The following is an 18,943-nucleotide window of genomic DNA, read 5'->3' on the forward strand; positions in this document are numbered from 1 at the left end:
TGCTAAGCCAACTGATTGAGAATTAGAAACAATCTGCAGTAGGGAAGAATCATTTACACAAAATTATTGACGCTCCCTAACTTTTTCGATAAATAATGTGGGGTATGTTTATTATGAATATACATTACCTTTATTTATCTTATACTTTAACTCATTCAAAATGAAAAATTATTTTCTTTTATTGGCTCTAATGATGGTGTTTATCAGACTATCGTAATAAGTATTATTGATATCAAGACATTACTTAGTATTCTAGTTCTAAGTATACTGGCATTCACTTTTAGTTTCGTAATTAAAAAAAGCTTTTATAAATATAAAATACAGATACCGTTTTATATATTTTTTGTTTTAATTACTCTAATGATGGCTGGATTGAATTCTATGCTCTTTTTTGAATATAAACTTACTTTTTGGGAATATCTATCTTTGTTTATAGGGTCTATAATTATTTGTATTTCTTGGCAATACTATCTAAGTACTCAAAAATAATTCTTAAAAGATATAAATAGAAAACTTATTGGGAGAAACTACGATGAATTGACGAAAGTTAAAAATATTAGAAGCTTAAATCAAGACGTAGATAGTATGACAGAGGTTGAAAAGGAAAAGCTTATTTTTGTTATGATGGATTTAGATCATTTTAAAAGAATTAATGATCACTATGGACACATTACAGGAAATCGTGCTTTAATATTCTTTTCAAAAAAAATAACAACTTTTCTTAGTGAAGCACACCAAGATCAAGTAGAGGTTTATAGATATGGAGGCGAAGAATTTTTAGTTATTTTCAAAGACAGTACATTAAAGTCTGTTCAAAAGACTATATTAAGATTTCAGGCATTCTTATTAAAAAATAAGTTGAATATTGGAGGGGAAAGAAAGATTACGCTTTATTTTTCTGCTGGCATTTCTAAGTATGATTCTTCTTTAGATGTATATGAACTCATCAATCAGGCTGATCAAGCGCTGTATGCTGCAAAAAAAAGAGGTAGAAACACACTTGTTGTTTATTCTTGATTTATTATGCAATTAAACATGATTTTGGCTTGATCAAGATCTCTTGGACGGTTCATTAAAATAGTATTGTTTAACAAGGGCATTTTACTTGCTATATATAAATAATTGTTCTAAAATTTTCTAGTGTGTCTCATTAAAAGAGTAGCGGGGAAAGCAGATTGGGGAAGTCTTCTTTTTATATGTTGCTTTTATATTTATAGGTGAGTAAATCTACTGTAATGATAATATATTTATCATTTTTCAGAAGGTTTCATCAAAGGACGCAAAGAGAAAGTTCTATTTTTCTCTTTGCGTCCTTTTCTAAACTATTTATTGGAAAGTAAAGATCTAATAAACTGAAACCGGTCATTGATATAACAAATCATGCACATAACTTAATATTTCTCATGCTATTGGAGGGCTTATGGAAGAAAATAAATACATCGAGATTGTTAAAGTGTTCTCAAAACTTGGGTTCTTTGCTTTTGGTGGACCAGCTGCTCATATCGCTATGATGGAAGAAGAAGTCGTGGATAAAAGGCAATGGATGTCTAAGGAAGAGTTTCTAGATTTATTAGGATTTACTAACTTGATTCCTGGTCCAAACTCTACAGAGATGGCAATTATATTAGGTCATCGGCGTGCTGGAAAATGGGGATTATTTTTAGCAGGTATTTCATTTATTTTACCAGCAATGGTCATTGTAATGATTATAGGGCACTTTTATAAATTATATGGAGACCTTCCTAGAGTTCAAACAATTCTGGAGTATATAAAGCCTGTCATTGTAGCAATTATTGTAGCAGCTCTAATAAAGCTTTTTAAAACAGCTATAAAAGATATGTCTACATTTATTGTTTTTTGCCTATCTCTGCTTTTGGTTGTTTTTGGTGCTTCGGAACTCACTGTGTTAATAGTTGCCGCAATACTCTTACTATTAATAAAAAAAGATTGGAATTTTAAAAATTATGTCATAGAGCCATTTAGTCTCTCAATTTTATTTTTAACTTTCCTGAAAATAGGTTTACTTTTATATGGTAGTGGCTATGTATTACTTGCGTTTATCCAATCAGAATTTGTTGATAAGTTACAAGTATTGACCCAAGTTCAAATGATAGATGCCATATCTGTAGGCGAATTTACTCCTGGGCCTGTATTTACTACAGCAACTTTTATTGGATATTTACTTTTCGATATCCCAGGTGCTTTGGTAGCTACAGTAGGGATTTTTTTACCATCGTTTCTACTGGTTCTTATATTAGCACCACTATTTTCCAAGCTTAAACAATCCAATACATTTTCCAAAATGTTAATTGGTATAAATGCGGCAGCATTAGCATTGATGGCTAATGTTACCATCCAATTAGGACAAAATATATTTGTTGAATGGTATTTCATTTTAATTTTTTTTATTAGTCTATTAGGTATTCTTAAATACAAAATTAACTCTGCATTCTTCATCTTAGGGGGAATTCTATTAGGTCTATTTTTATGATTTAGATTAGATGATCTATTGATAAGAGTTTTGCATAAGAATGTTAGGGTATTTATGTATAAAAACAATAAATTTTTTTTAGGTAAGGGGTAACATACTATTGTAAAGATATCTGATGTTGAATTGAAATTTATTTGATTATGTAATATGTATTTTTAAATAGCAGAAGTGGTTAGTTAATCTCTCTTTTCGCTGAGTTTTTTATTAAGGGAAGGACGTGATTTTCCTGAAAGTTGAGAAAGAAGAATTTAAACGAGTTATTAATGACGCGTCTCACTTAGAATATAATTATATTCATCGGGATTTAGAAAAGATTACTGATCCTAACTTGAAGGACGAAGAAGTAGAGTATTTGATTTTAAATCAAATACATCACAGACTTTTAAAAAATTCACACAGATCGTTATTTGGAAATAAAATAATAATAAAAAGTATTGATGAAAAAGATTACAAGTTATTAAGATATTATGTGGAAGCATTATCGGAAAACCACTATAGAACAAAATAGTATTCCTTAAAGACTTAGGTTTCGAAAAGTTAATTATTACTTATGTGAATGGTTTTTAAATAAATGATTGCTTGATAAAAAATGATTATGAATTCTACAATATTGATTTTAACGGATCAGAAATTATAGGATTTTGCTCTATTTTAAAATCGAGCTGAAGCTGGATCTAAGAATAGGAGACAATAAATAGATGTACTGCTTTATTAACATAAAAAAAGCAATTTTTAATCTGTGATGATTGGCTTGCTAGTTTGTGATATTTTTTAGTTAAAAGTTACTTGCATTTGCTATGTCTAACTGTAGGTAATACCATTTTGGAGGGATGATATGGAAGAAAGTGAGAGTTTTGAACAGCACTGGCTATTGTCATCTAGTATCCAACGTGTAAAATATCTGAAACTTCTTTCCGCCTATCCAAAAACTACTTGGACGGAGGAGGAAAAGAAGGTATTTCTCTGGTTGTGTCAGATGGATATCGATACACTTGAAACAATGGAGATCATTTTTAGCAAATTAGCACACAAAAAATGAATAAGACAGCTACTCATTCTTACAAGTAGCTGCCTTTAATATGAAAAGAGCTTGGCCATTAGAGAGTTTCACTCCTTATGCTAGTTTTTCTAATTCATGTACTGCATTTTCGATTGTAGTACCGGTTGCCACTTTGGTTTCATCATTTTTAGAAAAAACAATAAACAAGTTTAAGTTAGTGTCCAAAGTAACACGATAATCAATTGTTTTGTTAGTGAATGTCATAATACATTCTCCTCTCTCAAATAGTGACGAAAGGTAACGATAACGTTCATAGCGAAATTCTATATAGATAGTATAGCACATTAAAAATAAAATAGTGTATAGTGAGTGATAAGTTTATAAAAAAATAATATTTTTATGTAAAGTTGCAACTAAAGAGTTTGTGTGGTATACTACTTGTAGTGATAAACTTTGAAACGTATTAAGAGTGCTATACATAAATTTATACTCTCCTTTTGCTTATCAAACAATTATTGCAACAAAACGCATTCGTAATGATGCACAAGGAGGAAATAGTATGAATAAAGGTACAGTAAAGTGGTTTAATGCAGACAAAGGTTTTGGTTTTATAACCGGAGAGAATGGTCAAGATATCTTTGCTCATTTTTCTGCGATTCAAGCAGATGGATTCAAGTCTCTCGATGAAGGGCAAGCAGTCACTTTTGATACTGAAGAAGGTCAACGTGGTATGCAAGCTGCTAATATCTATAAAGCATAAAAGTGCCTTTTAACCCGTCTCAACATGTGTGAGGCGGTTTTTTCATACTTCAAAGGAGGGGTAAGAATGAGTTTTTCACAATGGAAACCACAACAACTTTCAATAGAAGGCCAAGCTTTTCATATAGATCAACAGGTCATATTTCGATATAGAAAAAAACAAGCAGCTGGAACAATTATAAAGCTACTCAGCAATTCGGCAGTTGTAACCCTTTCAAATTCAGAAGTGACGAATACTACGGAAAGAACAGTTATAAATTATAAAAATTTAATGAGTAACTGAAATCAATGAAGAATAGATTGAGTTTTTTGATCACGTACTATGTATATGTAAACTGGATAGACGATTGGTTTGAGTGGAGGAATAAAATGCAAAAAGAAGCTATTCATCAGTTAATCGTAAAATTGACACTTAACAAAAATTGGCTTAATGACCCAATGATTGTTAATCAAGTGAAATATCTAGGAGATCAACTTTCTTGTACACGACGTTCTCCGATTAATTATAATCAGATTCAGGGAATCAATGTTTATTATCTGGATGGTTCTGAAAAAATGTATACTTCTTTAAAAAGTTGCTGTGAAGGAGAAAAACTCTTCAAAGGAACCATCCAGAAATATATTTTATCTGATTCACCCATAGCAGATGGCAGATATTTCTGTGTCATTCGCTAATCTATAAACTTCTAAATCCGCCACCATAAGTTTAGCGATAAATATTTCTTTTTATTAAGCAGATTAAGGATGAACATTTAGTTCATTAGATACAGATATACAAAAAAACTAGCTATGATCAGCTAGTTAAATTATTTATACATAAGAGAGTTACATCTAGATTTAGCTTCCTCTAAAGTAGAAAATTTTTCGATATCAATATCGTAAATAAATAATTTGAGTTGAATATTGCGCAACTCTTTCAAATTTAGCACAGCAAATGACGTGATCAAAGGTGGTCTCGATTGAAAATCATACAAATTTGTTTTTGCTTTTGATGAATATAAACGGTAGTCCGAACTAAAAACTTCCACTGGATAAAAATTAGTATTCATATTTGAACACCTACTTTCATGGTACTTATCCAGTATAGCACTTAAAAGAAGTCAAAAGTAAAAATAGAAAAAACGTAAGGGATTCCTAAGCATTGCTTCTACATCGTAATTACTTGCAAAAAAGAAATATATAGCGTAGGCTGATTAAGCAACATGCATTAATCTAAGAAGAGTACCGGCACAGAAAACTTGGGGAAGTTTTTCTGGACTGCGCCGAATACTCTTCGTTTTTTTATTTTAACATTATTCTTACTTAATAAACATTAGAATATGAGAAGTTGCATTTAACTGATTTTATCTATTGCTTAATATTTTAATAGTCTACGGAATGTGAGGAGGTATTTAGTGTAGTATTAGCATAGAGACAAGAGGCTTCTGGTTTCTCTAGAGTTAACTCCATGGTTTATTATAAATAAGAAGAATGAGGAGGAGATTCGATGAATATAAAAAAGCAGCTGAAATGTTTGATTTAAGTGTGGATACACTAAGCTATTATGAGCGTGTTGGCGAGATACCACCCGTTCACCGCCACGAGAGCGGCTACCGAGATTATACTACCAATGATTTAAATTGGATTTATCTAGCAAAAAACTTGCGAAATGCTGGATTGTCGATTGAATCTTTAATTGATTTTGCTCAACTAGCTCAATCACGTGAAGCACAAAATGATGCTATATAGATAGAAGGAAAAATTTGGGAGGTTATCATTCTGGATGAAAAATAAGCGTAGCTATTAAAGAATTTTACATTTAACTGCTGAAAAGGGATGGTAAGATTCTCCAAAAATTGTCAATGAGGTTCAAACGATAGAAACAACTATTTTAGACGGACGCGCTTCGCCCATGAACTATTAGGAGTCAAACGGAATAAGAGTTACTGAATCATAAGAACAATGTCAGAAACTATGCAACGATCAGTGGCTGCGTAGCTAACGAACTACCGTGTCGAGTAATTATTACAAAACTTATTAAACCCGTGGTGCTAGTTAATTTTTTCCTAGAGGAAAATGTCTAAACATGTTGGTAAATCAACAAAAAAACGCATATAGTAGTCTCAAAACTCCCAAGAAATGAGGACTACATATGCGTTTATCAAAATATACTGAACATTATACAGATACTTTTATAACATTCAAGGAAATTATGAGAACTGTTTCTAACATATACCACAATTGTGTACCAGATAAGATTAAAAACCGAAGAAATACTGATCAACTGAAGCAACGCGATACAGTGATTATTGCTTGTGTTATATGGGGCATAATTAATGGCTATACTAGCCAAAGAGCCACGTATAGAGCGGTTTGTTCCGTCTTATTTCCTAATGGTGACTTTCCTAGTAGGAGTCGATTCACTCGCTTAAGTTCAAACTTAGCTTACACTATCAAGATTATTCGATACTTTTTCATCAAGAAGCTCACCAAAGGTGAACTAGTCGGAATTATAGATAGTTTTCCTAGTTTATTATGTAAACCAGTTAGAAATAGACAAGCAAAACTATTGAATCAAATAGCCAAAGTTGGCTATAACTCAACAAAAAAATCTTATTTTTATGGTCTTAAAATTCATATGATCGTTACTAAGACTGGCTTTCCGATTACTTACTAAATCACGAATCCAGGTGTCCATGACGTGAAAGTGTTAGAGACTTTATCGGAAGAAGCGAATCTTCCCAATATCCTAGGGGACAAAGGATATATTAGCCATAAAATCCATGAAAAACTTGCCCTTAAGGGCATTACTATATCCGTTCCGCCACGTAAAAACATGGATAAATCAGAAAAACTAGACCACAGCTTACTTGGAAAACAAAGAAAAACAGTTGAGACTGTTTTTTCTTCCTTAGAAAAATTAGGTTGTCAAAATTTCAACTCACGTTCTGTTAAAGGGCTAGAGAGTAGATTTGAAAGCATATTACTGGCTTACAGTATTCTATTAAGTCGAGCACAACGACGTTTTGAAGGAACTTTGAGATATTCTTTAGGATATTAAAATTAACTAGCACCACGGGTGATTTATAGTATACTATGTCAAAAGGAGGAGTTAGATGAACAATCAAATCACACTAGCGTATTTAGATTATGATGATCTAGATGCTTTACAAGTTGTAAGTGTTGTCAGTTTTTATGAATCGTTTATCGATGGCGCAGATCCACTTGATATGCAAGGATATTTACAGACACAATTGACAACTGAAATATTGGCAGTAGAATTGGCACAGTCAACCAGTAAATTTATTGGTATTAAGGATCATCAAATACTCATTGGTTATATGAAAGTCAATGATGAAAAAGATGCTATAGAGATTCAACGGCTCTATCTGCTCAAAGATTATCAAAACAAAGGGTTAGGGCAACGGTTACTCGATGAAGCGAATCGTTATGCTAAAACGAAACAAAAACGTTATTTACGTTTGACTGTTTATGAAAAAAATCATGCAGGTATTCGTTTTTATGAACGTCATGGATTTAAAAAAATCGGGATCAAACATTTTCCTTTAGGAAAACAAGATCGTATTTGTCCGATTTTAGAAAAAGAAATCTAAAAAAACGTCCTCACTTTTGATGCTGAGGACGTTTTTTTAGACTGGTAATGGAACCATAATTCGCTTTCCTTTTTGATAAATCGCTAATTCCGTCACACCTTTTGCTTTTAACAGAGCAAAAAGATCATCGAAATGGAAACGGAAATGTTCAAGGTAATGCCCATCTGATCCAACACTAAACAAGGTACCACCACGTGAAAGATATAAATCGATGACATATTCATATAACGCTAAATTGTCATACAAGTAAGCGCTCTTAGCATTTAATTCGAATGCCAATTTATTTTTGATTACTTGATCTAGAATCGGTAAAAACTGCGCTTCATATTGTTTAAATTCAGCAACGGATAGACCAAATACCCGAAAACCATAGTCAAAATGAGCAAAGACATCTGCTTCTATAACAACTAGTGCTTCTGAAAGTTGTGCAAAATACTGAGGAATCACAATAGCAGGATCCATATCTTTGACTTCGTCATCTAAATAATCAAATTGACCATTATGATGCACACTGAGTAATTTTAAATCGTAATCTTTATCGGCTAAATAGTCGATGATCCGATCCTTTTCAGAAGCGATGTAACCGATTTCGATGCCTTTTAAAACACGATTGCCAAAACGCTTATTTAAGCTATCGATTGTTTGACTGTACATTTCATAATCGGGGATATCATCGACTTTAGTAACAGGATTGGCTAAGTCAAAATGTTCAGTTGTCACGACGTAACCATCGTAGTTTGTTAAATAGTCCTCATTTCTTGGGAGTTTTGAGACTACTATATGCGTTTTTTTGTTGATTTACCAACATGTTTAGACATTTTCCTCTAGGAAAAAATTAACTAGCACCACGGGTAGTATTTTATATTCTTATATTAAAAAGAAAGATGCCGTTTGCATCTTTCTTTTTTTAGTTAAAAGGGAGAATTTATAAAATTAATGAAGTTTTAGTAATGAATCTATTGAAAAATTTTTTTCCATTAGTAATATTGTCTAATAATCAGAATATTCAGAAAAAGGAGGGGCAATATGTCGGAATTTTTTCAGTGGAAATTAGTTTGGGAATATTTTCCAAAGGTTTTAAATGCTTTGCCGGTTACGTTGATGATAGTAGCAGTGGCGTCGATTACAGGATTGCTTTTAGGGATTTTACTTGCATTTATTCGTGTCGAAAAAGTGCCATTTCTGAGTCAACTGGCGGCAGTCTTCGTTTCATTTATTCGAGGCACACCGATATTGGTTCAACTGTATGTTGTGTATTATGGTGTACCCGCCTTATTACAAATGATTCAAATCGATGTTTCCTCATGGAATAAAATTATTTTCATCTATATCACCTACGGATTAAATACTGCTGCCTTTCAGTCTGAAACTTTCCGGGCTGCGATTCTAAGTGTACCGGTCACACAGAAGGAAGCGAGTATTGCTTGCGGATTGACGAAAACACAAATGTATCGACAAGTGATTTTACCGCAAGTTGTCCGTGTCGCATTACCTGCATTTGGTACAACTACGATTGCACTGCTGCAAGACACATCGCTGGCTTTTACCATTGGGGTAGTGGATGTTGTCGGCAAAGCGCGAGCGATAGGCGCAGTGACCTTCCATACACTTGAAGGCTATGTCGGTGCGGCGATCTTGTTTATTACCTTAAGCTTCCTCTTAGAACGTGTTTTCACCGGTCTGGAACGTCGGATGAGTTTTTCGAAAACAAAACAACAAACAGCAAAAGTACCACTGATATCATGGACCAAAAAACAGCAAAAAATCAAAACAACATAGGAAAATTTTGGGTAGAGGGAAAGGGAGGAATTCAAATGAAAAAAACGATTTTAGGTGCAATTACATTGGTGACACTTTTGGTTTTAGGGGCTTGCGGAAGCAGTTCTGCCGACACTGCAAGCAGTGGAGCAAGTGATGCAACAGAAATCAAGGTGGGTACTGGGAATGAAGCATTGCCATATGCTTATTTAGACGAAAATGGTGAATATGATGGCTATGATGTCGCCGTCGTTAAAGCAATCGACGAAAAATTACTTGATTATACCTTTACCTTTGAAGGAGCGGATTTCCCAACGACGTTATCAAATTTAGAAAGCAATAAAGTCCAGATGGCTGCCTATGAATATGAAGTCAATGATGAACGGAAAGAAAAATTCGTCTATGGGGATGTTGGGTATGTGGTCTGGGATACGTATATTGTCTCTGATCCAGATGCCGGTACGGTCTACGATAGCTTCGAAGATTTAGCAGGAAAAAAAGTCTATGTGACGACTGCTACTAACCAAGCAGCAATGGCTGAGGCTTATCTGGCAGAAAATCCCGATGCTTTTGAATTGGTTTATGGGGAATACAACAACGAGCAAATCGTACAAGCAGTCACTTCAGGTGCGGTCGATGCAACGTTAGCACCAGAATATCAAGTCGATAATTGGAACAATTCATTTAGTGAAAATCTAGAGATCGGCAGCGAACCAGTCCACAACTCAGATGCCTACTTATTGTTCAACAAAGAAGCTGACCAAGACTTTATTGATGCGGTCAATACAGCATTAGAGGAATTGAAAGCAGATGGAACGATCAAAGAATTATCAGAAAAATATCTAGATGGGGATTACGTCCCAGAATAGGGAGGAATGGCGATGAGTTTTCAATTGTCTATTATGATCGAAGCGCTGAAAACAGCAAGTCATTATATTGGTACGACGCTTTTTATGGCGTTGACCGCACTAGTCATTGGCGCGGTGGTTGGGTTGATCATCGCCTTGATTCGTCTGTATAGGATCAAGATCCTCGCACCAGTGCTGCAAGTGATTGTCACGGTCTTAAAAGGGGTCCCAGTGGTTTTAGTGATTTTAGCGTTATATCTTATTTCTGCTAAACAGTTTGATATTTGGGCGGAGTCGATGCATTGGACTTTGCGATTTAAAGATTTCAACATGGTTTGGATAGCGATCGCCGCCTTGAGTTTAATGTCTGCTATCAATAGCAGCGAGATTTTCAGGGGCGCATTTGCGGCAGTCAAAAAAGGGCAGTTCGATGCAGCCAAATCGATCGGCATGACGAACTTACAAGTCATCCGTCGTGTGCTGCTCCCGCAAGCCTGGCCGATTTCATTGCCCATGTTCAGTAATTTGCTGATCTCGTTGGTTAAAGCGTCGGCCTTAGCTTCCATGGTCAGTGTTGTCGATGTTTTTGCGGCAGCTAAAATCACGGCCCAGCAAAATTATCGGTTTTTAGAAGCGTATGTGGCTGTTGCGATCATTTATTGGCTGATTAGTTTGGTCATCGAAAAAGGGGCACAATTACTGGAAAATCGGCTGTTGCGCAAACTAAGGAGGGCCGCATTATGATGAAAGTAACGGATATCCATAAGCGATTCGGCAAACAAGAAGTGTTAAAAGGGATTGATCTTGATGTCGCTAAAGGCGAAGTAGTCGTCTTATTGGGGCCTTCCGGTTCGGGAAAAACGACCTTCTTGCGTTGTCTCAATTTTTTGGAACGAGCAGATCAAGGTGTGATTCAATTGGGAGAAACCACCACCACATTGCACAAAGCAAGTAAAAAAGAAATATTGACCCATCAACGGCAAACAGCGATGGTTTTCCAAAATTATGCCTTGTTTCAAAATAAAACAGCCAAAGAAAATATCATGATGCCATTGATCGTGACCAAAAAACAAAGCAAAGAAGCTGCCCTGCGAACAGCAGAGGCTTTGTTGGATCAAGTCGGTTTGTCTGAACGACAAGATTTTTATCCTAGCCAACTGTCAGGTGGACAACAACAGCGTATCGGGATCGCCCGTGCGTTGGCGTTGAATCCTAAGGTCATCTTGTTTGATGAACCTACCTCGGCATTGGACCCGGAACTAGTGGGACAGACATTGGCGCTGCTCAGAGAAATTGCGGAAGCCGGTGCGACCATGGTATTGGTGACCCATGAAATGAAATTCGCGTATGAAGTAGCAGACAAAGTCGTTTTCATGGAGAATGGACATATTGTTGAACAAGGCACACCGCAACAAGTATTCGAGGAAACCAAAGAAGAACGAACCAAAGCCTTTTTAGCCCGCTTTACCACACAGCTGGCCGGCTAACAACTATGCAGGGAGGAAATAGAATGGCCTATCAATTCGCACAACGTATCATGACATTAGAAGCATCTCCATTAAGAGAGAATGCAAAAAAAAATATGGAGTCTGCAGCAGCTATTTCCTTTGCTTACGGATTTCCACCGACAGAAGCATTTCCAATGGCTACATTGAAAGAGATCTCGCAAAAATTATATAACGAAGCGGACCCAGAGTCTTTCTTGCAGTATGGGGCATCAGAGGGGTATCCGCGCTTACGGACCTTGATCAAAGAACGTTTGCGTCAATTGTCAAATATCGATAACGAAGAGGAGGTGCTGGTGGTTTCGGGCTCGACCCAAGCCATGGATTTGGCGGTAAAAGTCTTTTGTAATGAAGGCGATGTGGTGTTATGCGAGGAGCAAACATTTTCCGGTGCGGTGAATGCTATCAAAGGATATGGGGCGATACCAGTGCCGGTACCGATGGATCTTGCAGCAGAATCAATGGATCTTGACGCTTTAGAAACAATCCTCAAAACAGACGCAAGAGTGAAAATGTTGTATCTGATCCCCACTTTCCAAAACCCTTTAGGCACATCAATGCCATTGGAAAAACGTAAAGCCATTTATGCATTGGCATGTCAATATGATGTGCTGATTTTTGAAGACGATCCTTACGGTGAGTTGTTGTATGAAGGTACACCGATCCCTAAGATGAAAACATTAGATACCGAAGGACGAATCATTTATGCGGGATCTTTTTCAAAAATTTTGGCACCCAGCAGCCGGATTGGTTTTATGATGGCTGCTGGTCCTGCAATGGAAAAATTGATTTTGGCCAAGCAATCCGCCGATTCCCACACCAATTTTTATTGGCAAGTGGTATTGGCCGAATATATGGATCATCATGATTTCGAAGGTCATGTGGCCCAATTGACCTTGTTGTATCAAGAGAAATATGCCCGCATGCTGCAAGCATTACAGGCACTGCCAACGGATAAGCTTACCTTTATCAAACCAACAGGCGGCTATTTTATCACCTGTTTCCTATCGACTGAGATGGACGCAGAGCGGTTCTATGATTACCTTGATGAGGCGAAAGTTGCGGTCATTCCAGGCAATATCATGAGTGTTGCGGGAAAAGGCTATGAGCATTCATTTCGGCTGAATTTTACGAAGCCGACATTGGCACAGATCGATCAAGGGATCGCTTTATTAGGTGATGCGTTGGAATACGCTATGCCGCCAGCATATGAAGGGGTCATTTAGGAGGTGTTGCCAATGAAATTGATTTATTACGGGGTAAGTGAAGAGGAAATTGCTTATATCGAACGGTGGCAATTTATCCACAAAACACCAGTGACGATCGTAATGGAGGGCTTGTCTTGGGAGAATATCCATTTGGCAGCAGGGCACGACGGCATCTGTTTGTATCCTAGTCTGGCTATGTAGCAAGATGAGTCCCTGTACCAACGCTTGCATATTTTAGGGATGAAGCAGTTATCGATCAAATCAACGGGGGTCGACGGTGTTCGTTTTGACTGGGCGCAAAAGCATCAGTTGACGGTCACCAATGTCCCTTCTTATAGCCCAACATCGGTGGGCCATTACACTGTGATGTCGATCTTGATGGCTTTACGCAATATTCCAGCAATGATCAAAGGAAAACTTGATCGACGGTCTGTGATTGGTCGGGAGCTACAAGACGTAACAGTCGGTTTGTTAGGCACTGGTCGAATCGGTGCTCTAGTCGCAGAAGCGATTTATCATATGGGGGGACATGTGATTGCCACTAGTAGGAGTGAAAATCCTCGGTTGAAGGGGATTGTCGAATATGTGTCCTTTGAGACCTTGATTGCTGCATCGGACGTCTTGTCGATCCATATCCCGCTGACAAAAGCATCAGAAGGGCTATTTTCGGCCTCTGTTTTTGCACAGATGAAGCCTGGCAGTTGTCTGGTCAATACGGCACGTGGGGGAATCGTTGATACGGATGCGTTGATTGCCGCACTCGCGCAAGGGCGTTTGTCTGGTGCTGTATTAGACGCTATCGCCAATGAAGAACGGTATTTTTCAGTTGGGTGGGATCAAAATCCTTATTATCAACAGCTGAATCAACTGCCAAATGTGCTTTTGACCCCGCATATTGCGTATTATACCCAATTGGCTGTACAAGAAATTGCAGAAACAGCTTTGAACAATGCAAGAGATATTTTGCTAGAAGGACAATCTGCCAATACGATCGCGCTTTGAGCGATAGAAAAGAAAGGGTGGGAGTATGCTGCAAGCAGAAATCAAAGGATTGAAGAAGTCTTTCGATAAACAAGTCATCTTAAAAAATGTTGGCTTACAAATTGAACGTGGGGAAGTTGTATGCATCATTGGTCCTAGCGGCTCTGGAAAAACGACCTTTTTGCGTTGCTTGAATTTGTTGGAGCAGCCTGATGCGGGGAGTTATTCTATCGGTGACTTCCAGTATGATCTCGCACATATTGGCAAAACCCAACGATTGGAGATCGCCCGCAAAACAGCGATGGTCTTTCAATCCTATGAGCTGTTCAGACACATGAATGTGTTGCAAAATGTGGCGGAAGGACTACGCACACCACGGCGTTTCCCAAAAAAACTGGCAGAAAAAGCAGCGTTATCTGCCTTAGAAAAAGTGGGTTTGGCAGATAAAGCTATGATGTATCCTAGTCAACTGTCTGGCGGACAGCAACAACGTGTAGGTATCGCCAGAGCGATGGCTTTGACGCCAGAGTTATTACTGTTTGATGAACCCACTTCAGCGCTCGATCCAGAACTTGTCGGTGATGTCCTAAATGTCATGAAGCAACTGGCTGATAGTGGGCAAACGATGATCATCGTGACGCATGAAATGCAATTTGCACAAGAAGTCGCGGATAAAGTGATATTCATGGCGGATGGTGTGGTGGTAGAAGCGGGAACACCAGAAGAAATTTTTGAGGATCCGCAAGAAGAATGTACACAGCAATTTTTGACACAAGTACGTTTTCAATTAGCTGTATAGAAGCGAGGCACAATATGGAAAATGTGAACAGCTCTAGTCGGCTTTGGTCGAAAGATTTTTACTTAGTGATGGTGGTCACGGTACTAGCAATGACAGCCATCACGACCCAAATGGGGACTATGCCGTTATATGTTGCTTCTTTAGGTGGTTCTAAAGCAGTATCCGGCGCCATTGTAGGTGTCTTGGGGCTATCTGCTTTGTTTTGCCGTTTGCCAATCGGTGTGGCATTGGATCGATATGGACGCAAAGTCTTGCTTTGTATGGGATTAGCCATTCTGTTGATTGATTTTAGTTTATTGAATCTGCTGCAGGGGCTATTGATGCTTTTTTGTCTGCGCATCTTGCAAGGGGTGGGCAATAGTTTGCAAGCGACAGCAGCAGCGACGATGGCAGTTGATACGATTCCTGAAGGCAAATTAGCAGTCGGATTGGGGTATTTCAGTATCGCCCAGGCTGTGCCGAGTGCCATCGGCCCGTTGATAGGACTTGCTGTTGTAGAAAATTATGGATTTCCTGTACTTTTTCGGATGGCTGTCTTGTTGAGCGGAACAGCTTTTTTGTTGAGTTTCTTTTTGAAAGAACAGCCCTTTTCACGGAGGAATACGCACTCTGGCGAAGCGAAATCATCGTTACGAGAACTGCTTCGCATCAAAGCGGTTGTGTTTCCTAGCGGTATCCTTTTTTTGATATGCTTTGCCAATTCTGGCGTGGTGGCGTTTATTGCACAATATGCCCTTGAACGTGAGATTATCGGCGCAGGCTATTATTTTACGGTCATGTCGATCATGACGGTCACAACACGGGTCGTATTTCCACGTTTGCTCGCCAAAATCCAAACGGCTACATTGATTTATGGCAGTTTATTATTGATTTTGGTTTCTTTTTGTCTGTTGCCATTTACGACACAGCTCAGTAGCTTGCTTCTGGCCGCGAGTTGTTATGGTGTCGGTTATGCCGGCTTATTGCCTGTGATGAATACGATTGTATTAGAATCGGTGTCTGAGGCGCAGCGAGGGCAAGGGACAGCGGTATTTTCAGCAGCCTTAGATGTAGCTTATGGAGGTGGGGCTTTTTTGTGGGGAATCATCGCCAGTCTTTTTGGCTTTGACATGATGTTTTTTGGGTGTGGTCTGTTTGCTTGTGGGGCGATGATTGTTTATCGCTATTTCCAATTATCTCAGCGTTGATGTTAGGAAATTTAACATAGGATGTAATCTGCAACTTGCGCTTCTGTTGTTTTCTCGATAAACTGAGAAAATAATGAGAACGGGGGATGATTATGGATAACTTAGACCGCAAGATACTGAACATCATGCAGCAAAATGCCCGAGTCACTGTCAAACAGATCGCAGAGCAATGCTTTATTTCATCGCCATCTGTTTCTGTGCGGGTACAAAACCTTGAAACCCTTGGGTATATCCGTTCTTATCAGGCACTGATCGACTACCAAAAACTTGGTTATCTGATCAAAGCGTATGTCCATTGCGCAGTGAATGCCAAAGATAAAGAAGCCTTCTATGCCTATATCGCAGACATCCCAAATGTGATCGAGTGTGACTGTATCACTGGAGATTATTCTATGCTCTTGAAGGTTTATTTTAGTGATACGGTCGTCTTGGATCGGTTTATCACAGATTTGCAATTTTATGGGGATACCAAAACCCACATTGTATTTTCAACGAATGTCGGACCACGAGGGTTGCAAGTGCCAGTCGATGACCAGTGACCCCTGTATATAAAAAAAGCGTGCCTGTCTATGTGAGATAAGCGCGCTTTTTGGGTTTTCAGAATTGATATCCTCGAGAGGGAACTGGCGTCGAGAAAACGATTTGGGTGTTGGTTCGACCGAATTTTTGCAAGTCATTGATAAAGCTGTCCAATGATTTGGTAGAAGGGAAAACGACTTTGATTAACATTGAATAAGGGCCGGTGACACAATCACATTCCAACACATTGGGGATCGCCTGTATGAAAGGATAGAAACTTGCTTTTTGCTGTGGTTCGATCGACAGGTGGATAAATGCTTTGATCGGCAAGCCGGCTTGTTCATAGTCAATCGTCGCTTGATAATACAACAATTGCTCGGTTTCTTCTAAATGTTTTATTCGTTGGGAAACAGCAGGTGCAGTGATGAATAACGCTTCACTTAACTTTTTGATCGATAACCGACCATTTTGCTGCAACAGATTCAACAACTTTTTATCTAGTTCATCCAAATACTTTCCTCTTTTCTGTTTTTGTACTGTTTCTCTTTGTTTTTCAAAGTGAAAGGAATCAATTTCAAGGATTAACAAAGAGATGGCTGAAAAGGCTCGTGTCTTTTTCTCTTATGTGATATTTTATCACATATAATACAAAAAGGGGCGTTTAAATCATGATGAGGATCGAATCAGATACAATTGGCAGTCTACCTATATACGAGGGGGCTTATTATGGTATTCATAGTTATCGCGCAAAAGAAAATTTTGCTTTCACTGATCAAAAAGTTGATCTGACGATGATCAAACAAGTAGCACGTATCAAAGCCGCAGCTGCGCTAGCCAATCAACAATCTGGCACGCTATCCAAAGAAAAAGCACAAATCATTGTGACTGCTGCGGAAGAAATCATCATGGGCAAGTGGGATGAAGAATTTATTGTTGATACATTTCAGGGGGGAGCAGGAACATCCACCAACATGAATGTGAATGAAGTGATCGCCAATCGCGGGTTAGAATTGATGGGGCATAAGAAAGGGGAATATCAATATCTTCATCCTTTAGACGATGTCAATCAAAGCCAATCCACCAATGATGTCTATCCTAGTGCTGGGAAACTGGCTTTGCTTGTATATATTGAACAATTGGATGAAGCGCTGGTACAGTTGATTGACAGATGGCATATGAAAGCGAAAGAAGTTCAGCACGTGGCAAAAATGGGGCGAACCCAACTGCAAGAGGCGGTGCCAATGACAGTAGGGGAAAGTTTCGCTGCATATGCCCACAGTTTGACGCGTTGCCGTGAACGGCTGCACCACTTATCGGCAGAACTATTGACCTTAAATATGGGTGGGACAGCCATTGGGACAGGTCTTAATGCGTCCTATCGCTATCAAGAATATCTCTATCAAGAATTGAACCGACGTTTTCCAAGACCCTTACGGCCAGCGAATGACCTGATTGATAGTACACAGCATACCGACAGTTTCGCCTCGATTTCAGGTGGATTAAAAACGATTGCCATCACATTGAACAAAAGCGCCAATGATCTGCGTCTCTTAGCCAGCGGTCCGCGAACTGGTTTTCATGAACTCAACTTGCCAGCAAGACAAGCAGGCTCATCGATCATGCCGGGCAAAGTCAATCCAGTCATTCCAGAAGTTATCAGTCAAATTGCATTTCAAGTGATTGGAAATGACGGTGCCATCACCTTTGCGGCAGCTTCCGGAGAATTGGAATTGAATGTTTTTGAGCCGGTGATGTTCCATAATTTATTTGAATCATGTCAACTGTTGACCAAAGCGTGTCAAATTTTTGCCGATAAATGTGTGGCAGGTATTACCGTCAATGAAACAGCTTGTTTGAAAGCTGTAAATAACAGTACAGGGACTATTACAGCCCTTTCACCGCAAATTGGTTATGAAAAAGCCACTGCTTTTGTCAAAGAAGCATTGGAAAAAAATTGTTCTATCGAGGAGCTATTAAAGCAAGAAGAATTCTTGCGGACAGAAACTTATCAGTAAGGAAAAACTGAAATATCCATATACCTAAAAGCCTAAAAGCATAAAAAAATAAAAAACTTATCTGTAGTAGGGATTTGTGTCTGGTAAAAGACACTCAATCTCGCTGAGGATAAGTTTTTTAGATTTTTGTCAATGAGTCAAACAAAAGTATGGTAATCCATCTTAAAATTTATATAGACAGAATGATATTCAGTTTAACTCAGGAGAGTGTAAAATATTTTGTGTAAATAGAAAAAAGGAAGTCCCTTCTGTAGAATAGAGTTACCACAACACATTCACA

General features: G+C 38.0%; 21 protein-coding genes and 2 pseudogenes. 20 read left to right on the forward strand and 3 right to left on the reverse strand.

The window, feature by feature from the left end:
• Positions 1-537 precede the first annotated feature (537 nt).
• The 3 genes from ACI3E5_RS16560 (at position 538) to ACI3E5_RS16570 (ending at position 3,530) form a co-directional block, all read left to right on the forward strand.
• Entirely contained in the window at positions 538-1,017 is a 480-nt protein-coding gene (locus ACI3E5_RS16560) for a GGDEF domain-containing protein (protein ID WP_010748153.1), read from the forward strand.
• A gap of 403 nt (positions 1,018-1,420) precedes the next feature.
• Complete coding sequence (locus tag ACI3E5_RS16565) at positions 1,421-2,491, forward strand: chromate transporter (RefSeq protein ID WP_311957818.1); 1,071 nt, start codon at positions 1,421-1,423, stop codon at positions 2,489-2,491.
• Between the two features lie 835 nt (positions 2,492-3,326).
• Positions 3,327-3,530, forward strand: coding sequence for a hypothetical protein (locus ACI3E5_RS16570; protein WP_005225249.1), 204 nt, complete (start codon positions 3,327-3,329; stop codon positions 3,528-3,530).
• A gap of 75 nt (positions 3,531-3,605) precedes the next feature.
• Here the strand turns inward: ACI3E5_RS16570 and ACI3E5_RS16575 are convergent, their stop codons facing one another.
• Positions 3,606-3,755: a hypothetical protein gene (locus ACI3E5_RS16575; RefSeq protein ID WP_005237684.1), complete on the reverse strand. Its 150-nt coding sequence runs from the start codon at positions 3,753-3,755 to the stop codon at positions 3,606-3,608.
• A 295-nt stretch (positions 3,756-4,050) separates the two neighbouring features.
• On the opposite strand from ACI3E5_RS16575, the gene ACI3E5_RS16580 reads away from it, so the two are divergent.
• The 6 genes and pseudogenes from ACI3E5_RS16580 to ACI3E5_RS16605 all read left to right on the forward strand — a co-directional run bounded on the left by ACI3E5_RS16580 (position 4,051) and on the right by ACI3E5_RS16605 (position 7,843).
• A complete protein-coding gene (locus ACI3E5_RS16580; protein WP_074536940.1) occupies positions 4,051-4,251 on the forward strand; it encodes a cold-shock protein in 201 nt (66 codons plus the stop codon).
• 66 nt (positions 4,252-4,317) lie between these two features.
• Positions 4,318-4,533: a hypothetical protein gene (locus ACI3E5_RS16585; RefSeq protein WP_010748155.1), complete on the forward strand. Its 216-nt coding sequence runs from the start codon at positions 4,318-4,320 to the stop codon at positions 4,531-4,533.
• 86 nt (positions 4,534-4,619) lie between these two features.
• Positions 4,620-4,925, forward strand: coding sequence for a hypothetical protein (locus tag ACI3E5_RS16590; protein WP_060792665.1), 306 nt, complete (start codon positions 4,620-4,622; stop codon positions 4,923-4,925).
• Positions 4,926-5,720: 795 nt separating this feature from the next.
• Positions 5,721-5,966, forward strand: a pseudogene (locus tag ACI3E5_RS16595) (MerR family transcriptional regulator); the annotation flags it as partial.
• Between the two features lie 415 nt (positions 5,967-6,381).
• A pseudogene (locus ACI3E5_RS16600) lies at positions 6,382-7,290 on the forward strand (IS982-like element ISEfm1 family transposase).
• Between the two features lie 55 nt (positions 7,291-7,345).
• Positions 7,346-7,843, forward strand: coding sequence for a GNAT family N-acetyltransferase (locus ACI3E5_RS16605; RefSeq protein WP_002295755.1), 498 nt, complete (start codon positions 7,346-7,348; stop codon positions 7,841-7,843).
• Between the two features lie 36 nt (positions 7,844-7,879).
• Here ACI3E5_RS16605 and ACI3E5_RS16610 read toward each other — a convergent pair whose 3' ends face one another.
• The gene (locus ACI3E5_RS16610) at positions 7,880-8,563 is read right to left on the reverse strand and encodes a PHP domain-containing protein (RefSeq protein ID WP_002335147.1); all 684 of its coding nucleotides are present in this window, start codon (positions 8,561-8,563) and stop codon (positions 7,880-7,882) included.
• Positions 8,564-8,869: 306 nt separating this feature from the next.
• Between ACI3E5_RS16610 and ACI3E5_RS16615 the strand changes: the two genes are divergently transcribed.
• The 10 genes from ACI3E5_RS16615 (at position 8,870) to ACI3E5_RS16660 (ending at position 16,668) form a co-directional block, all read left to right on the forward strand.
• Entirely contained in the window at positions 8,870-9,622 is a 753-nt protein-coding gene (locus ACI3E5_RS16615) for an amino acid ABC transporter permease (protein ID WP_311957819.1), read from the forward strand.
• A 35-nt stretch (positions 9,623-9,657) separates the two neighbouring features.
• Positions 9,658-10,470 (forward strand): transporter substrate-binding domain-containing protein, encoded by an 813-nt coding sequence (locus tag ACI3E5_RS16620; protein WP_074536903.1) that lies wholly within the window; start codon positions 9,658-9,660, stop codon positions 10,468-10,470.
• A gap of 12 nt (positions 10,471-10,482) precedes the next feature.
• Positions 10,483-11,193 carry an amino acid ABC transporter permease gene (locus ACI3E5_RS16625; RefSeq protein ID WP_021150492.1) on the forward strand — a complete coding sequence of 237 codons (711 nt, stop codon included), beginning with the start codon at positions 10,483-10,485 and terminating at the stop codon, positions 11,191-11,193.
• A complete protein-coding gene (locus ACI3E5_RS16630; protein WP_054114517.1) occupies positions 11,190-11,936 on the forward strand; it encodes an amino acid ABC transporter ATP-binding protein in 747 nt (248 codons plus the stop codon). The genes ACI3E5_RS16625 and ACI3E5_RS16630 overlap by 4 nt, the downstream gene beginning before the upstream one ends.
• 23 nt (positions 11,937-11,959) lie before the next feature.
• On the forward strand, positions 11,960-13,180 hold the full coding sequence (locus tag ACI3E5_RS16635; RefSeq protein ID WP_005470347.1) for an aminotransferase-like domain-containing protein: 1,221 nt from the start codon (positions 11,960-11,962) through the stop codon (positions 13,178-13,180).
• A 12-nt stretch (positions 13,181-13,192) separates the two neighbouring features.
• Positions 13,193-13,363, forward strand: a complete 171-nt coding sequence (locus tag ACI3E5_RS16640; RefSeq protein ID WP_311957821.1) for a hypothetical protein — start codon at positions 13,193-13,195, stop codon at positions 13,361-13,363.
• Positions 13,364-13,402: 39 nt separating this feature from the next.
• Complete coding sequence (locus ACI3E5_RS16645) at positions 13,403-14,164, forward strand: NAD(P)-dependent oxidoreductase (RefSeq protein WP_311957822.1); 762 nt, start codon at positions 13,403-13,405, stop codon at positions 14,162-14,164.
• 25 nt (positions 14,165-14,189) lie between these two features.
• Entirely contained in the window at positions 14,190-14,942 is a 753-nt protein-coding gene (locus ACI3E5_RS16650; RefSeq protein WP_498822112.1) for an amino acid ABC transporter ATP-binding protein, read from the forward strand.
• A 14-nt stretch (positions 14,943-14,956) separates the two neighbouring features.
• Entirely contained in the window at positions 14,957-16,129 is a 1,173-nt protein-coding gene (locus ACI3E5_RS16655; RefSeq protein WP_074536900.1) for an MFS transporter, read from the forward strand.
• A gap of 92 nt (positions 16,130-16,221) precedes the next feature.
• Positions 16,222-16,668: an Lrp/AsnC family transcriptional regulator gene (locus tag ACI3E5_RS16660; protein ID WP_005470356.1), complete on the forward strand. Its 447-nt coding sequence runs from the start codon at positions 16,222-16,224 to the stop codon at positions 16,666-16,668.
• A gap of 58 nt (positions 16,669-16,726) precedes the next feature.
• Here ACI3E5_RS16660 and ACI3E5_RS16665 read toward each other — a convergent pair whose 3' ends face one another.
• On the reverse strand, positions 16,727-17,158 hold the full coding sequence (locus tag ACI3E5_RS16665; protein ID WP_003125427.1) for an Lrp/AsnC family transcriptional regulator: 432 nt from the start codon (positions 17,156-17,158) through the stop codon (positions 16,727-16,729).
• A 158-nt stretch (positions 17,159-17,316) separates the two neighbouring features.
• Between ACI3E5_RS16665 and ACI3E5_RS16670 the strand changes: the two genes are divergently transcribed.
• Positions 17,317-18,663 (forward strand): aspartate ammonia-lyase, encoded by a 1,347-nt coding sequence (locus ACI3E5_RS16670; protein WP_081091743.1) that lies wholly within the window; start codon positions 17,317-17,319, stop codon positions 18,661-18,663.
• Positions 18,664-18,943: the final 280 nt, after the last annotated feature.

Origin of the sequence: Candidatus Enterococcus avicola, assembly GCF_047470845.1 — a bacterium.
GTDB lineage: Bacteria > Bacillota > Bacilli > Lactobacillales > Enterococcaceae > Enterococcus_D > Enterococcus_D casseliflavus.

Excerpts from the sequence above, each read along its gene's own strand:
- ACI3E5_RS16575 (WP_005237684.1), bottom strand. The coding sequence starts at position 3,755 with ATGACATTCACTAACAAAACAATTGATTATCGTGTTACTTTGGACACT.
- ACI3E5_RS16635 (WP_005470347.1), top strand. The coding sequence starts at position 11,960 with ATGGCCTATCAATTCGCACAACGTATCATGACATTAGAAGCATCTCCA.
- ACI3E5_RS16590 (WP_060792665.1), top strand. The coding sequence starts at position 4,620 with ATGCAAAAAGAAGCTATTCATCAGTTAATCGTAAAATTGACACTTAAC.
- ACI3E5_RS16660 (WP_005470356.1), top strand. The coding sequence starts at position 16,222 with ATGGATAACTTAGACCGCAAGATACTGAACATCATGCAGCAAAATGCC.
- ACI3E5_RS16585 (WP_010748155.1), top strand. The coding sequence starts at position 4,318 with ATGAGTTTTTCACAATGGAAACCACAACAACTTTCAATAGAAGGCCAA.
- ACI3E5_RS16650 (WP_498822112.1), top strand. The coding sequence starts at position 14,190 with ATGCTGCAAGCAGAAATCAAAGGATTGAAGAAGTCTTTCGATAAACAA.
- ACI3E5_RS16640 (WP_311957821.1), top strand. The coding sequence starts at position 13,193 with ATGAAATTGATTTATTACGGGGTAAGTGAAGAGGAAATTGCTTATATC.
- ACI3E5_RS16565 (WP_311957818.1), top strand. The coding sequence starts at position 1,421 with ATGGAAGAAAATAAATACATCGAGATTGTTAAAGTGTTCTCAAAACTT.
- ACI3E5_RS16615 (WP_311957819.1), top strand. The coding sequence starts at position 8,870 with ATGTCGGAATTTTTTCAGTGGAAATTAGTTTGGGAATATTTTCCAAAG.
- ACI3E5_RS16655 (WP_074536900.1), top strand. The coding sequence starts at position 14,957 with ATGGAAAATGTGAACAGCTCTAGTCGGCTTTGGTCGAAAGATTTTTAC.
- ACI3E5_RS16570 (WP_005225249.1), top strand. The coding sequence starts at position 3,327 with ATGGAAGAAAGTGAGAGTTTTGAACAGCACTGGCTATTGTCATCTAGT.
- ACI3E5_RS16580 (WP_074536940.1), top strand. The coding sequence starts at position 4,051 with ATGAATAAAGGTACAGTAAAGTGGTTTAATGCAGACAAAGGTTTTGGT.
- ACI3E5_RS16670 (WP_081091743.1), top strand. The coding sequence starts at position 17,317 with ATGATGAGGATCGAATCAGATACAATTGGCAGTCTACCTATATACGAG.
- ACI3E5_RS16630 (WP_054114517.1), top strand. The coding sequence starts at position 11,190 with ATGATGAAAGTAACGGATATCCATAAGCGATTCGGCAAACAAGAAGTG.
- ACI3E5_RS16605 (WP_002295755.1), top strand. The coding sequence starts at position 7,346 with ATGAACAATCAAATCACACTAGCGTATTTAGATTATGATGATCTAGAT.
- ACI3E5_RS16620 (WP_074536903.1), top strand. The coding sequence starts at position 9,658 with ATGAAAAAAACGATTTTAGGTGCAATTACATTGGTGACACTTTTGGTT.
- ACI3E5_RS16645 (WP_311957822.1), top strand. The coding sequence starts at position 13,403 with ATGAAGCAGTTATCGATCAAATCAACGGGGGTCGACGGTGTTCGTTTT.
- ACI3E5_RS16625 (WP_021150492.1), top strand. The coding sequence starts at position 10,483 with ATGAGTTTTCAATTGTCTATTATGATCGAAGCGCTGAAAACAGCAAGT.